We start from the raw sequence: 15668 nt of genomic DNA, 5'->3' as shown, positions 1-15668 counted from the left end.
CTCGGACTATGTAACACGTGTTAGTTTCTTGCTAGCGTTCGTCGCCATGACGGACCAACTGATCGCACCGCCCACCGTGGAGGCGCCCCCGGCATCGTGGTGGCGCAACGCGGTCATCTACCAGATCTACCCGCGCAGCTTCGCCGACTCGAACGGCGACGGCATCGGCGACCTGCCCGGCATCAGCAGCCGGCTGCCGTATCTGCGGGATCTCGGCGTGGACGCGGTGTGGCTCTCCCCCTTCTACGCCTCGCCCCAGGCGGACGCGGGTTACGACGTCTCGGACTACCGGACCGTCGACCCGATCTTCGGCACCGTCGCCGACGCCGAGCAGCTGATCGCCGGCGCGCACGCCCTCGGTCTGCGAGTCATCGTCGACCTGGTTCCGAACCACTCCTCGGACCAGCACGACTGGTTCAAGCGGGCGCTCGCCGAGGGCCCCGGCTCGCCGTTCCGCGAGCGCTACCACTTCCGCCCCGGCAGGGGTGTGAACGGCGAACTCCCGCCGAACGACTGGCCGTCGATCTTCGGTGGCCCGGCCTGGACCCGGGTCGAGGACGGCGAGTGGTACCTGCACCTGTTCGCCCCCGAGCAGCCCGACTTCAACTGGGAGCACCCGGCCGTCCGGGACGAGTTCAAGACCATCCTGCGGTTCTGGCTCGACCTGGGCGTCGATGGCTTCCGGGTGGACGTGGCGCACGGCATGGTCAAGGAGGCCGGCCTGCCCGACCTCGGCGACACCGGCGAGTGGCACCTGCTCGGCGCCGGTGAGAGCCCGTTCTTCGACCGGGACGGCGTGCACGAGATCTACCGCGACTGGCGCAAGATCCTCGACGAGTACCCCGGCGAGCGCATCGCCGTTGCCGAGGCGTGGGCGCCGACCCTGGCCCGGGTCTCCAACTACGTCCGCGACGACGAGCTGCACCAGGCGTTCAACTTCAGCTACCTGGGCACCGCGTGGAACGTGCACGAGCAGCGCCAGATGATCGAGGACTCGCTCGCCGCGATGCGCGAGGTGGGCGCCCCGACCACCTGGACACTGTCCAACCACGACGTGGTCCGCCACACCACCCGCCTGATGCAGAAGATCGACGGCGAGGCGGCCGGCCGCAAGCCCACCGCGGTCGACGACGCGGCCGGTCTGCGCCGCGGTCGTGCGGCCAGCACGCTGATGCTCGCCCTGCCCGGTTCGGCCTACCTCTACCAGGGCGAGGAGCTCGGCCTGCCCGAGGTCGTCGACCTGCCGCCGGAGGTGCGCCAGGACCCGGCGTTCCACCGCGCCGCCGGCCAGGACGGCTACCGCGACGGCTGCCGCGTGCCGATCCCGTGGAGCGGCTCCGAGGCCCCGTACGGCTTCGGCCCCGACGGCGGCCCGAGCTGGCTGCCGCAGCCGGACTCGTGGGCGGCCCTCAGCGTCGCGGCGCAGGCCGGCGCCACCGGCTCGACCCTGGAGCTGTACCGCTCGGCCCTCGCGATCCGCCGCACCGACCCGGCGCTCGCCCCCACCGACAACCTGCGCTGGGTGTCCGCACCGGCCGGCGTGCTCGCCTTCGAGCGCGAGGTCGAGGGCGCGCCGGTCTTCCGCTGCACGGTCAACATGAGCGACCAGCCGGTCGCCGTCGGCCGCCCCGGCGAGCTGCTGCTGGCCAGCGGCCCGATCGACGGCACCAGCGACGACGTGGTCCTCCCGCCGGACACCACCGTCTGGTGGTCCCTCTAGGACGGATTCGTCCCGGTCCATCCCCAGGACGGTGGAGGATGGACCGGGCACCCGGGCGTGACGCGCCCTCCTGCGCGTCACGCCCGCCCTGCCCCGCTCCCTCTTTCCCTCGACCCGTCCCTTCTTCCACTTCCGGCGCCCCTCACCCACCTGCCGCGCCCGCAGCCCACGCCACCACCCGGGCCCTCACCGTCCTGCCGCACTCCGGCACGCCGACGCCATCACCCGGGCCCTCACCGTCCTGCCGCACTCCGGCACGCCGCGCCCGCACCCACGCGCCACCAGCCGCACCCTCACCCAACTGCCGCCCTTTCGGCACGCGGTCGCCGTTCCAGACCCTTTCCGGTACGGCTACGCCGGCACCCGCTTCCGTTTGAGAACCCGACTCGCCTCTCCGAGCAGCCCCGTTCGGCGGAACCGGTTCCCGTCCGGCTCGGCCCGATAGCCTTCCCGGCCATGCACGATCTGGACTTCCTCGATCAAACCCGTTCCTCGTACGACACGGTGGCCGCCAGCTACTCCACCCTGTTCACCGACGACCTGCCGAGCCAGCCGCTGAAGCGCAGCCTGCTCACCCTCTTCACCGACCTGGTGGACGGCCCGGCCGCCGACGTCGGTTGCGGCCCCGGCCACGTCACCGCTTTCCTGCACGGCCGGGGCCTGGACGTCTTCGGCGTCGACCTCTCCCCCGGCATGGTCGAACAGGCCCGCGCCAACTACCCGGACCTGCGTTTCGAGGTCGGCTCGATGACCGCCCTCGACCTGCCCACCGAAAGCCTCGCCGGCCTGAACGCCTGGTTCTCCACCATCCACGTACCGGACCGCGAACTGCCCGGCGTGTTCGCCGAGTTCCACCGTGTACTGCGACCCGGCGCCCACCTGATGCTGGCCTTCCAGGCCGGCGACGACGACAAGCACTTCACCGAGGCGTGGGGCCACGAGGTGACCCTGACCATCCACCGCCGCCGCCCGGAAGCGGTCGCCGTCCTGCTCACCGAAGCCGGTTTCGAGCCGGTGGTGACAACAATCCACGAGATCCCACCGCCCTACACCGTCCCGAACCCCACACGGCAGGGCGCCTTCCTGATCGTCCGCAAACGCTGACCCCGAGTCCCGTCTCCAGCGATGCCCCGACCTGCACGATCAGAGCACCCCCGAACGCCCTGGCCCCCCAACCCGCTTTCAGCAACGGGCGCCCCCTCCTGAGCTCCCGGCGGCCACCCGCACGACCGGCGTCCCGAGCCGGCACCGGATGGCGGTGCCCAAGCCCTCGGCAGCCGCGCCGAGCAGGACCGTCGCTTCCTGTCCGCAACGCCAGGCAGCCGCTGCGCCGATCTCAACTTCGGCTGGAAGGCGGGTGCAGGTGTCGCCGTTACGCAGGTGGACCAGGGCGAGCAGGGACTGCCGGCCCGGATTCAGGCGCCCCGCTCGATCGGCGCCGTCGACAAGGGGGCCGGATGCGGCAAGCGAGCCAGTTCAAAATCAGGTCGGACAACGTGATCGCGACAGGCAGGACAGCATGCTCAGGTCCCGGCCCAACGCCCCGGTCCAACCTCCGGGTGTAGGCCCAGGCCCCGGATCCCAGCCTAAGCTCCCGGGGCCCAGGCCCAAGATCCCGGCCCAGGCCCAGGCCCAACCTCCCGGCGCAGGCTTCCGGCACAGGCCCAGGCCCCGGCGCAGGCTCCAGGCCCAGGCCCCGGACCCAAGCTCCCGGGCCCAAGCTCTCGGCCCAGGCTCCGGGTCGAGGCTCCCGGCCCAAGCTCCCGGCCCGCGCTTCGGGCCGAGGCTTCGGGCCGAGGCTTCGGGTCAAAGCGGTCGCCTTCGGTGGCGAGGAGCTGGCGGTCGCCGAGTTCCGGCCGGGGCGGCACGGTGGCGGCGAGGCCTCGGGTCTCGGTCGACAGTTGCTCGATCTGTAGTCTCGCACCCGCCGATCACCGGGTCTGCCATACCAGCCCGGAGCCGCAAGATCACATTGGAAAATGCCCATTTCTCTGCCTTGATCACGTGAGTGCATCCGAGGCGGAAGCGGCGGCGGGCAATGCCGACAACGAGGATTTCGACAGGCAGCGGAAGAGCGCACTTCGCGGGACCAATTTGGCATGATCGACTTCAAGGCAGGGATTACACTTCTTCGCGTCGGCGCAGGAGAATTGAAGTATGCCGCAGCTCCAATTGTTCACCAAGGAAGAGACTTCCGAGATGCGTGACTGGAGCGCGCGCCGGAACCACTCTCCAGCCGCTGAACAATTCCGTCGTGAACACGAGCGTCATCGCGCATGGGGTTTACGAAGGCGGCACGCTGAGCGCCTCCGCCGCATCCGCACCCGCGCCGACGAGACAGCTCAGTCAGCCGGTCGCGCGCCGGCGAGCAGCGCGGGAGAACGTTCGGACACAACCACCCCGCCCCGACCGGAGAGGGCCACCCCAGCGCGTCCCGCCACGAGCACCTCACCGCACCCGAACACGAACACGAACACCTCACCGCACCCGAACGCGACCGCCTCAGCGCGGCCAAACACAACCGCCTCACCGCACCCGATCACGGCCACCCCGCTGCACCCAAACACAACCACCTCGCTGCGCCCGAACCCGAGCACCTCACCGCACCCGATCACGGCCACCCCGCTGCGCCCGAACCCGACCACCCCAGCGCAGCCGAACGCGACCACTTCACCGTGCCCGGCCAGGGTTACCCCAGCGCGCTTGGGCACGACCGCCCCGCCGCGCCCGGTCGATGCACAGCCTGGCCTTGAACGGAGCGGCAGGCACGCGGTTGAGCGGTCGGCAGTACAAGGTCAGCCGGTCAATGACGGCCTGATCCAGCTCCATACCCATCGAGTGGAGCCTCTATCTGGCCGGCCGACGAGCACCTCACACCGGGGGCGAGCCTGGAACCACACGGCCGGAGGACTCGCAGATCAAGCGTCTGAGCTGTACAAACACGCCAAAGACACGGGTGCTCCGGAAGACTCCGTCCAGCAGTTCCGCGCACCGAACCGGCGTGCTGGCACCGTCACCACCGCCGGCCCTGCCGCGGACGAAAACGCTGATCAACTCGCCGACCCCGTTGAACGGGCCGGCCCGCCGCCTGACCAGAACCGCCCGCCGCTCAAGCCCTCCGGCGACAGCGGCCCACCGCCCAAGTGCGCCAACCACGTAGCCAATCGATCGTGCCGCCTGCCACGACTCCAGGCCGATCAAACCCGTCAACACAACCGCACCGGTCAAACGCAGCGGCCACCACCTCACGCCGGCCGAACCACCAGCCGCCACTCCACACCGGCCGAACCCACCACCCACAGACCCACACCTGCCGATCCCGCCCACCACAACCGCACACCGGGAGAGGGCGCCGACTCCAACCCACACCGGCAGAGGGCGCCGAGTCCGACCCACACCGGCAGAGGGCGCCGACTCCGACCCGCACCGAGGGAGGTTGCCGATCATGACCGCCCATCAACCGGCGGCGTGCGGCCGCGTCAGCCACCGATTCGGCCAGCCGGGGCCTAGGGGAACATTAATCAATGGGATCGGGGAGACCACTTTCGGCAATCTTCCTGAACGGATCGAGGAGGCGGCGGCCAACAATGGGCAGATAGGGACACCCTGCCCGCCGCCGTGCCGGTTCACAGCCGATCGCCGTAACGCTGACGCCCGGTCAGCGCCCTTATCGGTCGTCGACGGGAGCGACCGAGGAAGGCTGGAAAGTTGGATTCATTCCCGCCTTTGCGCTGCTGCATGGAGAAACCCCTTCGCCGACGATAAGGAATAGGCACGGCCGCCTCCGAATCGATTCGGTTTTGATCTGGCGCCGGCACCGCATCAGCTGTGCGCCGCGGCCTATTTCTCCGGAGCGGCCGCCACCTGACCCGCGAGCTGTCGATTCGTGGCTGGGTCGCGGCCACAAGTTCAGGGGTGGCCGTTGGTCAAGGCCCAAAGCAGGAGAGCCGTGAGGGCCCAGGCAGGGCGGTTCGAAGCCCAGCGAAAGCCACACTCTGCCCGTCCCATGGCCGTGCGCTATGGCCTTCGGGCTGGGGAGGGGCGGCAGCGGTGGAGGCAGAAGCGGTGGCGATGCCGCGTACTGAAGCGTATCGGCAACACCCACCTTGCGGGCCGATTCCCGCCCAGAACAGACTTCGCGGGCTTGACTGAGCTGATCGTCCTCGCCGCGGCCCGGCGATGAAGTCAGCGAGCCGGCCGGACGCAAATGGTGAGCCCGGGTGGGCGGTGGGTGGATGAATGGTGGCGGTGCGGTAGCAGGCCTCAGCGGGGGCCGTAGCGGGCCGATTCGCACTTCGTGACTCTCAACGGCCTGGAAGAAGTGCTGCATGACAGCGACCGCACCCGTGTTTCGCGCGTCCACGTGGTGGGCGGCGAGCGGGTGGTTCGCAAGCAGCCGCTCGGGCCTGGTGCGGCTGACCGGCTGCGTGACGAGATCGCGATGCTGCACCGCCTCGACGGTGTCCCGGGGACCCCGCGGCTGGCCGGGGAGCCGGACGAGCGCTCCTTGACGCTGGTGGACGACGCCGCGCGTACGCTCGCTGATGGGGAAAGGCCGTGGGAGCCGGAGGCGCTGACGGATCTGGCCGTCCGCCTGGCCGGCGTGCTCGCCGGGATCCACCGGCGTGGCGTGGTGCACCGCGACGTGAGCCCGGCGAACGTGCTGGTCGACGACGACGGCCGGCCGACGCTGATCGACTTCGAGCTGGCCGGGGACCCGGGCCGGGAGGCGGGCGAGGTGCTGGCCGGCACCCTGCCCTACCTGTCGCCGGAGCAGACCGGGCGCACCGGCCGGCCGGTCGACCACCGCAGCGACCTGTACGCCTTCGGCGCCACCCTGTACGAGCTGGCCACCGGAGAGCCGCCGTTCGGCCGTGACCGGGAGCCGCTCAGCCTCATCCACGACCACCTGGCCCGTGTCCCGATGCCGCCGGACGGGGTGAATCCGGCCATCCCGTCCGCTCTGTCCCGGATCATCCTGCGACTGCTGCGCAAGGAGCCGGGGCAGCGCTACCAGAGCGCCGAGGGCCTGATCCACGACCTCGTCCGATCCCGCACCGGGGACGGGGACGCGTTCGAGCTGGGCGAGCACGACTTCCCGATCCGCCTCGCGCCACCCGCCCGGCTGATCGGCCGGGACGAGCCGCTGGCCGTGCTGCACACCCTGTTGACCGGGGTGACCGCCGGTGCCGCCGAGGACGGCGAGACCGCCGGAGCCGGCCGGTTCGCCCTGATCACCGGGCCTGCCGGGGTCGGCAAGACCGCCCTGGTGGATCGGCTGCGCCCCGCGCTGGCCGAGGCCGGGGGCCGGTTCGTGGCCGGCAGGTTCGACCAGGTCCACCACGATCTGGGCGGCGGGATCCGGGAGGCGTTCGGCCGGCTGGGCGAGCAGCTGCTGGCCGAGCCGGAGGACGTGGTCGCCGAGTTGCGCGACCGGCTGCGTACCGCGCTCGGCCCGGACTGCGGCCTGATCGCCATGATGATGCCGTCGTTCCGGCCGCTGCTGGCCGTGAAGCCGGAGGAGCCGTCCGGCGACGACCCGCGGGTGGTGGTCGCGCGGCTGCGCACGGCCGCGCTCACCCTGCTGCGGGCGCTGGCGAGCGCCGAGCGCCCGCTGGTGCTCTTCCTCGACGACCTGCAGTGGGCGTCCGGCCCGTCGCTGCCGTTCCTCGGTGACGTGCTCGACGCCGGCGACCTGCCGGGCCTGCTCGTGCTGGGCGCCTACCGGGAGGAGGAGGTGGACGAGACGCATCCGCTGACCGCGCTCGTGGCGCGGGCGCACCGGATCGCGCTCTCCCCGCTGGGCGGCGACGACCTGGCCGAACTGATCGCCGGGATGCTGCGCCTTGCCGAGGCGGACGCGGTGCCGCTGGCCGCCGTGCTGGCCGAGCGGACCGGCGGGAACCCGTTCGACACCGTCGAGCTGGTCAACGCGCTGCGCCGGGAGGGTGTGCTGGTTCCGGAGAACGGCGGCTGGCGCTGGGATCCGGCCGAGGTGCGGGATTTCGTCGGCCACGGCGACGTGGTCGCCCTGATCAGCGCCCGGATCGAGGCGCTGCCCCCGCGGGCGCGCGAGCTCGTCGACATGATGGCCTGCCTCGGCGACTCGCTGGAGGCGTCCGCGGCGTTGCGGCCGGCGGTCGACGACGGCCTGGTCGTGGTCGACGGCGGCCGGGCGCGGTTCCGGCACGACCGGGTGCGCCGGGCCGCGTACGCTCGCCTTTCCCCGGATGCCCGGGCCCGGCTCAGCCTGGCGCTCGCGCGCCGGATCGCCCCGGCCCCGGCCGCCGCGCCGCTCTATCTGGCCGCGGCGGATCTGCTCACCGATCCCGCCGAGCGGGCGTCGGCCGCGGCGCTGTTGCGCCGGTCCGCCACGTCGGCCCGGCTGGTCGCCGACCATGCGGGGGCCGAGCTGCATCTCTCGGTCGCGCTGCGTCTTCTCGACAAGACCGACGAGGGGTACGCGGACACGCGCGCCGATCGTCATGCCGTGCTGTGCGCGCTCGCCCGGTTCGACGAGGCCGACCAGGTCTTCGCCGAGATCGCCGCGGACGCCGGCGACCCGGTCTGGCTGGCCCGCCCGGCGGCGGAGCAGATCGGCGCGCTCACCAACCGCCGGATGCTCGACGACGCCCTGAGGCTCGGCACCGGCCTGCTCGCCAGGCTCGGCGTCGACGTGCCGGAGCCGGCCGCGATGGGCGCACGGATCGGCGCCGGGCTGGCCGCCTTCCACGGCGGGCCGGGTGTCTCCGGAGCCGTCCGGCCGGAGTTGACCGACCCGCGGCTGCTGGCCGTCGCCCACCTGATCAACCGGCTGGTCCCGGCCGCGTATTTCGCCGACCGTACGACGATGGCCTGGCTCGTGGTGGAGGCCGGCGAACTGTGGTCGGCGCACGGCACCTGTGCCGCCCTGACCGGCGCGCTCGGCTACCTGGGTGCGATCACGATCGCCGGCGGCGGCGACCACCGGGCCGCCTACCAGGCCATCTGCCGGGTGCTGGCGGCCGGCGAGGAGCACGGCCACGAGCCGGAGACCTCGCAGGTGCGGTTCCTGCACGCGCTGAGTACCGTGCCGTGGTTCGAGCCGCTGGAGGCCGGTGTGCGGCTGGCGCACGAGGCTCGCGACGGGCTGCTGCGTGGCGGCGACCTGCGTACCGCGCTCTACACGTACTTCGCGTCGGTTCCGCAGATGCTGGACTGCTCGGCCGACCTGGCGTCCGTCCACCGGGAAGCCCGGGACGCGCTGGCGTTCGGTGAGCGGATCGGCGCCGGGGCGGAGACCTTCATGTTCGTCATCGCGGCCCGCCTGGTGGGCACGATGCGCGGCGAGACCACTTTCGACGACGCCTACCTGGAGACGCTGATCGGCAACGAGCCGGCCACACAGTTCTACTCGACCGTGCGGGCGCTGGACGCGGCGATCTTCGGCGACGACGAGGCGCTGGTCCGGCACGGTGCCGCCGCGGTGGCGCTGCTGCCCGCCGTGCCCGGCGCCTACCCGCACGCTCCGGCGCACCTGCTGGCCGCGCTCGGCGCCGAGGTGACCGCGCGGACCGCCACCGGCGCCGACCGCGAGCAGGCCCTGGCCGTGCTGGACACCAGTGTCGCGTTCCTGGCCGCCCGCGCCGCCGCGCAGCCGGGCAACTTCCGGCACCTGTACCGGTTCGCCGAGGCGACCCGGGCCGCGGCGCACGGCGACTTCGCGTCGGCGGCGGCCGCGTACGACGCCGCGATGGCCGACGCCGCCACCGCTGGACGGTCCTGGCACGCGCCGCTGATCACCGAGCGGGCCGCGCTGTTCTATCTGGACGTCGGCCTGGAGCACGTGGGCGCCCGGCTGCTGGCCGAGGCGCTGCCCGGGTACGCACGCTGGGGCGCCACCGGGAAGGTGCACGCTCTCAAGCGCACCCATCCGGCGCTCGGCTCGGCGGTCGCTGGTGGCTCCGGGACACGTTCCTCCACCCTCGGCGGCGGCCACAGCCTGAGCCTGTCCACCGAGGTGATCGACCTGATGGCGGTCCTCGAGGCGGCGCGGGCGCTCAGCTCGGAGACGAGTCTCGACGCCCTGCGGGTGCGGGTGCGGCAGGTGCTCGGCGCGATGACCGGGGCCACCGCCGTGCATGTGGTGCTGCGCGACGACCGTACCGGTGGATGGGTTCTTCCCGGTGACGGCGACCGGCCGGAGATGGACGCGGACCAGGCGGCCCGGCTCGGCCTGCTGCCGCTGACCGCGATCCGGTACGCCGAGCGCACCCGGGAACCGTTGCTCGTCGACGACGTGACCATCGACGACCGGGTGGGGCGGGACCCGTACCTGGCCGGACTGGACCACTGCTCGCTGCTGGTGGTGCCGGTCATCGGGCAGGGGCAGCCGCGGGCCCTACTGGTGCTGGAGAACCGGCTGAGCCGTCGCGCCTTCTCGGCCGGCCGGCTCGACGCGGTCCTGCTGATCGCCGGGCAGCTCACCGTCTCGCTGGAGAACGCGCAGGTCTACGCGTCGCTGGAGCGGGCCGTCGCCGAACGCACCGAGGAACTGGCCGAGGCCAACCACCAGCTGGAGCTGCTCACCGTCACCGACCCGCTGACCGGGCTGCCGAACCGGCGCAAGCTCACCATGTTCCTGGACGAGGCGTGGCAGCGGGCGGCCCGGTCCCGGGAGCCGGTCGGCATCGCCATGATCGACATCGACTACTTCAAGAAGTACAACGACCACTACGGCCATCAGAGCGGCGACGACACCCTCAAGCTGGTCGCGGAGGCGCTGCTCGCCTCGGCACGCACGACCGATCTGGTGGCCCGCTACGGCGGCGAGGAGTTCTGCATGGTGATGCCCGGCGCTTCCCCGGAGAACGCGATGATCGTCGCCGAACGGGCCTGCCGGGCCGTGTCCCGGCTGGCGCAGCCGCACGCGCTCGCCGACAGAGGCGTCGTCACCGTCAGCGTCGGCGTCACGTCCGGCTCCCCAGCCGACGGCGAGGAGCCCGAGCACTTCATCAAGTTCGCCGACGAGGCCCTGTACGCGGCCAAGAACGCCGGGCGCAACCGTGTGGTGGCCGGGTGAACCACCGTTCCCGCCGTCTGATGTTCGGCACCCTGATCGCGTCGCTGGCACTGCTGTCCGGGCTGGCCCTGGTGGACAGCCAGCGGCACGCCCGCATCGTCGAGGACATCGCCCGCGCCGGCGACCAGGTGTCGGCCTACCAGGAGGCCGCGTTCCTGTCGGCACGGGAGATGTCGCTGCTCCGGGCGAGCGCCGCCAACCCGCGGAGCGCGGAGCGCCTCCAGGTGCTCGGCGCGGACACCGAGACCTACCAGGCGACGCTGCGGATCGCCGAGCTCAACCCGGAGGCGACGACCGTCGTCCAGCGGCAGATCCACCTGCGCCAGGTGATCACCTGGTATCTGTCGATGCTGGACAATGGCAGGATCGCCGAGGCTCGGGAGACGCTGGAGTCCTCGATCGCCCCCACCTACCGGCGCAACGGCGCCAAGCTGCTCGAACTGCGCAACCGCTACCAGCAGGAGTACGACGAGCGGGTGGCCGCCGCCCGCCACGACTCCCGGCGGCTGCTCGTCGCCGGCATCCTCACGTTCGTGCTGAGCCTGGTCGTGATCGCGCTGTTCGTCTGGAACAGCCGCGCGCACCGCCGCCAGGTGGAGACGATGGCCACGACCGACCTGCTCACCGGGCTGCCGAACCGGATCGCCTTCACCGAGCAGCTCCAGCGTGCCCTGGTCGTCGCCCGGCCCGACCGAGCCGCGCCCGGCGTCACCGTGCTGACCGTCAACATCAACGGCTTCCGGCACGTCAACGACCAGCTCGGCCCGCACGTCGGTGACCGGCTGCTGGCCGAGGCGGGCCGGCGCCTGTCCACCGTGGTGCGCGACACCGACATGGTGGCCCGGACCGGCGGCGACGAGTTCGCGATCATGCTGCGCGACCTGGACCCGGACCGGGCCGAGGACGTGGCGGCCCGGCTGCGGGAGGCCTTCGACGAGCCGTTCCAGCTCGACGACGTCACCGTGGACCTGGAGATCAGCATCGGCGCGGCCACGGCGGCCGACGGCGACGACGTGAGCACCCTGCTCGGGAACGCCGACAGCGCCCTGCACGACGCGAAGGAACAGCACGACGGGTACCGCCGGTTCACCGGACAGTCCGGACAGGACAGCGCCGACCGGCTCACCCTGCTCGGCGACCTGCGGCGGGCGCTGACCGACGCGTCCCAGTTCACCCTCCACTACCAGCCCAAGATCGGCCTCGGCGGAGCCGGCCTGATCGGCGTCGAGGCGCTGGCCCGCTGGCACCACCCGGCCCGCGGCCCGGTCCCGCCCGGCCAGTTCGTACCGGTGCTGGAGACCACCAGCCTGATCCACCCGTTCACCGAGCGGGTCCTCAGCATCGCCCTCCAGCAGGCCCGGGAGTGGCTGGATGCCGGCCATCGCATCCCGGTCGCCGTCAACCTGTCCACCCGCAGCCTGCTCGACGAGTCCTTCCCGGACCGGCTGGCCGCGCTGCTGGCGTCCACCGGGGTGCCCGGTGAGCTGCTGGGCATCGAGATCACCGAACACACGGTCATGTCCGATCCCAGCACCACGATCGAGGCCCTGAACCGGGTGCGCGCCCTCGGGGTCAAGACCTCGATCGACGATTTCGGTACGGGCTACTCGTCGATGACGTACCTCAAGCTGCTGCCGGTCGACGAGCTGAAGATCGACCGCTCGTTCGTGGCCGACATGGTCACCGATTCGAGCAGCCGCGCACTGGTCGCCTCGTCGGTCGACCTGGCCCACAACCTGGGTCTCACGGTCGTCGCCGAGGGTGTGGAGGACGCCGCCACCGCGGCGGCGCTGGCGGCCCTGGGCTGCGACACCGCCCAGGGCTACCACTTCGCCCGGCCGCAGTCGGCGGCCGACCTGACCGCCGGTCTGCCGGAGCGGCAGCCGGCGTGACTTCAGGGCTTTCGGGCGACCGCGCCGAACTCGTCGACCTCGCGCAGGTTCTCACCGGCGGCGTCGGCGGCCGGGCGCCACTTCGAGCACGGCACCAGGCCGGGCTCCAGGACCTCGAGGCCCTCGAGGAAGCGGCTGAGCTCGTCGGGGTGGCGCAGGTGGTACGACAGGGGGGCGTTCGCGTTCCACACCCCGATCGCCTCCTCGAACGCCGGGCCGTCGATCACGTTCGTTCCGTCGGCGGTGAGGAAGTAGCTGCCCGGCGGCAGCTCCGCGAGTAGCTGCCGGACGATCGACACGGCCTGATCAAGATCGGGCACGTGACCGAGAATGTTCATGAGGATGAGACAGACCGGCTCGTCGAAGTTCAGCGTGCCCCGCGCCGCCTCGATGATCTCGGCGGGCTCGTGCAGGTTGGCGTCGACGTAGTCGGTCTTCCCCTCGGACGTGCTGGTCAGCAGCGCCCGCGCGTGCACCAGCACCAACGGGTCGTTGTCGACGTAGACGATCCGCGCCTCGGGGGCCGCGGCCTGCGCCACCTGGTGCGTGTTCTCCGCGGTCGGCATGCCGGTGCCGATGTCCAGGAACTGGCGGATCCCCCGCTCCTGGACGAGGAACGTGACCGCCCGCTTCAGGAACGCCCGCGAGTGCCGCGCCACCACGGTGATGTCCGGGTACAGGTTCGCGAAATCGTCACCGACCGCCCGGTCCACCGGGAAGTTGTCCTTCCCACCGAGCCAGTAGTTCCACACCCGGGCCGAGTGCGGCACGCTCGTGTCGAGCTTGGCCGCGTCACTGTCGGTCATGGCGGGAAGCATACGCCCTATTCCTTTCCGGTCCACACCGGACGGACAACGTTCCGGATCACCCCTCGCCCCCGGTCCGAGCCGTTCCGGATCACCCCTCATCGTCGGTAGGAGCCGCTCCGGATCACTCCTCGTCCCCGGTGCGAGCCGCTCCGGATCACCCCTCATCCCCGGTGCGGGCCGTTTCAGGATCTGCCGCCGCCGCGCCCGCTTCGGGGCCTGAGGCAGGGCAGTTCGGATCGCTCCGGGGCATGACCGCCAGCAGGACGGCCACCGCCACGGCGCCGGTCGCGGCGCCCAGGTACTGCGCTCCGCCGTACCCCGCGCCCGCGCCGATCATCGACAGGAAGACGGCCACCGCTACCGCCCCGCCCACGTGGCTCGCCGACTCGAAGAGCGCCGACGCCACGCCCCGGTCCGCGGGTGCCGCGTCCACGACGGCCGCCCTGGTCAGCGCCACGTAGATCGGTCCGCCGCAGAGGCCCCACACGGCCAGGCACGCGACGATCGCCGGCACCGGGCCGTCGGCGCAGGAGGCGGCCGCCGCCAGGGCGGCCGAACACAGCAGCAGCGCGGTCGCGGCCACCGTGCGTGTCCCGTACCGTCGCAGAAGCGCACCCGCCGGAACCGCGCTGATCAGCGCGCCCACCAGCATCGGCGCGAGAGCGAGGCCGGCCTGCGCGGCCGACAGGCCGTGCCGTTCCTGCAACACCAGGCTGCCGACGACGACCACCGCCGAGTAGGCCGCCGAATGCGCCGCGAACGCCAGAGAACACGCCGAAAGCCGCCGCGACCGCACCACCGACGGCTTGATCAGCGGATCGGCGGCCCGCCGCTCCCACCAGCCGAGCACCGCGAGCATCACCAGCCCGGCGATCATCGGCAGAACAGCGCCGGCGGCGAGCCCACGGTCCCCGGCCTGCCCGGCTCCGTGAATGATCGCCACCAGCCCGCCGGTGACCAGAACCGCCCCACCCACATCCGGCCGGCCCCGCGCCCCGATCGCACCGTCCGACGAGGACCGGACCTCCAGCCGGCCGCCGCCCGACCGGGCCGAGCCCTCCACTTCACCACCATCCAGCCAGGCCGGGACCTCCACTTCACCGCCATCCGACCGGGCCGGGCCATCCGCTTCACCGCCGTCCATGCGTCGCCGCGCGCCCATCGGAGGGTCTGGCGGGAGCACCCGCAGCGCCACCACGGCCGCCGTCGCGGCGACCGGCACGACGATCAGAAACAGCCATCGCCAGCCGAGCAGTGATGTGATGAGCCCGCCGCCGACCGCTCCGGCGATGCCCGCCGTGTTCGCCGCGGAGGCCACCACCGAGAACACCCGGCTGCGCCAGGGCTCCACCGGGAACAGCGTCCCCGCCGAAGCCAGCGCCGCCGGAATCGCGAACGCGGCGCCCACCCCCTGCATCACCCGCCCGGCGAGCAGCAGCCCCACGCCCGGCGCCACACCGGACATCAGCAGCCCACCGGCGGTCAGCCCGAGACTCGCCACCATCGTCCGGCGGCGCCCCCACACGTCACAGACCCGCCCGCCGAGCACCAGAAACCCGCCGATACTGAGCGAGTAGAGCGTCACCACCCATTGCAACCGCCCCGGCGCAAGCCCGAACTCGTCCCCGATGGCCGGCAGCGCCGTCGCCACCGCCAGGCTGTCGAACAGCACGAGGAACATCGCCCCGGCGAGCACCAGCGCCGTACTCCACTGCCGCCTCACCGGCGTGACCGCCACCGCAACCTGACCGTCCATCTTGCACCGGGTGCCCGCCAGACCCTATTGAAAACCGATTTCGTACGCCGACCCGAACCCGATCCAGCCCAGTCACACCCACCCGGCTGGCCACCAGAGCCTCTCACCCGCTCAGGAACAGCCCTGTCAACGGACCCGATCTGGCCCGCTGCCCGGCCCGGGTCCAGCCGGATCCCACTCGCCGGCTCGCCTTTCGGTCACGCTGGGCCGGGTAGTCACGGTCTTGCCGGCCAGTCACCCGGGTTGCCCGCTCCCAGCCGTTTCGCCGGTCACCCGGGGCGAATGGCCGCGGTTCCCCAGGGTGAGTGGGCGCACACGATGGCAGTGTCGCGTTCACCGACGTGGCATACAGCCGCGGCGGCCGCGCACGCGATGCCTTTCGTGTGCGGCCGCCCCGGCTTCGACCGCCCGAACGAACGTGTGCGGCCAC

Annotated in this window: 7 protein-coding genes; 4 read left to right on the top strand and 3 right to left on the bottom strand. The window is 72.0% G+C overall.

The genetic code is table 11. The annotated features are described in order from the left end of the window. Positions 1-46: 46 nt before the first annotated feature. Positions 47-1720 carry a glycoside hydrolase family 13 protein gene (locus IEZ13_RS25140; RefSeq protein WP_183222161.1) on the top strand — a complete coding sequence of 558 codons (1674 nt, stop codon included), beginning with the start codon at positions 47-49 and terminating at the stop codon, positions 1718-1720. Between the two features lie 456 nt (positions 1721-2176). Beyond that, positions 2177-2824, top strand: a complete 648-nt coding sequence (locus tag IEZ13_RS25135; protein WP_183222160.1) for a class I SAM-dependent DNA methyltransferase — start codon at positions 2177-2179, stop codon at positions 2822-2824. A gap of 1238 nt (positions 2825-4062) precedes the next feature. On the opposite strand, the gene IEZ13_RS46775 is transcribed toward IEZ13_RS25135, so the two are convergent. Continuing rightward, a complete protein-coding gene (locus IEZ13_RS46775; RefSeq protein ID WP_229795001.1) occupies positions 4063-4431 on the bottom strand; it encodes a hypothetical protein in 369 nt (122 codons plus the stop codon). A gap of 1586 nt (positions 4432-6017) precedes the next feature. Between IEZ13_RS46775 and IEZ13_RS25125 the strand changes: the two genes are divergently transcribed. Further along, a complete protein-coding gene (locus IEZ13_RS25125; RefSeq protein ID WP_183222159.1) occupies positions 6018-10781 on the top strand; it encodes a diguanylate cyclase in 4764 nt (1587 codons plus the stop codon). Next, on the top strand, positions 10778-12673 hold the full coding sequence (locus tag IEZ13_RS25120; RefSeq protein WP_183222158.1) for a putative bifunctional diguanylate cyclase/phosphodiesterase: 1896 nt from the start codon (positions 10778-10780) through the stop codon (positions 12671-12673). Before IEZ13_RS25125 ends, IEZ13_RS25120 begins: the two co-directional genes overlap by 4 nt. A 2-nt stretch (positions 12674-12675) precedes the next feature. On the opposite strand, the gene IEZ13_RS25115 is transcribed toward IEZ13_RS25120, so the two are convergent. Both IEZ13_RS25115 and IEZ13_RS25110 read right to left on the bottom strand, forming a co-directional pair. Further along, positions 12676-13479 (bottom strand): SAM-dependent methyltransferase, encoded by an 804-nt coding sequence (locus IEZ13_RS25115; protein WP_183222157.1) that lies wholly within the window; start codon positions 13477-13479, stop codon positions 12676-12678. Positions 13480-13636: 157 nt separating this feature from the next. Next, positions 13637-15238, bottom strand: a complete 1602-nt coding sequence (locus IEZ13_RS25110; protein WP_183222156.1) for an MFS transporter — start codon at positions 15236-15238, stop codon at positions 13637-13639. Positions 15239-15668: the final 430 nt, after the last annotated feature.

Source organism: Actinoplanes campanulatus, assembly GCF_014647795.1.
Classification (GTDB): Bacteria; Actinomycetota; Actinomycetes; order Mycobacteriales; family Micromonosporaceae; genus Actinoplanes; species Actinoplanes campanulatus.
The sequence above is the reverse complement of the archived record's forward strand: the minus strand, read 5'-3'. Positions and strand labels throughout refer to the sequence as shown.

Excerpts from the sequence above, each read along its gene's own strand:
- IEZ13_RS25115 (WP_183222157.1), bottom strand. The coding sequence starts at position 13,479 with ATGACCGACAGTGACGCGGCCAAGCTCGACACGAGCGTGCCGCACTCG.
- IEZ13_RS25140 (WP_183222161.1), top strand. The coding sequence starts at position 47 with ATGACGGACCAACTGATCGCACCGCCCACCGTGGAGGCGCCCCCGGCA.
- IEZ13_RS25135 (WP_183222160.1), top strand. The coding sequence starts at position 2,177 with ATGCACGATCTGGACTTCCTCGATCAAACCCGTTCCTCGTACGACACG.
- IEZ13_RS25110 (WP_183222156.1), bottom strand. The coding sequence starts at position 15,238 with ATGGACGGTCAGGTTGCGGTGGCGGTCACGCCGGTGAGGCGGCAGTGG.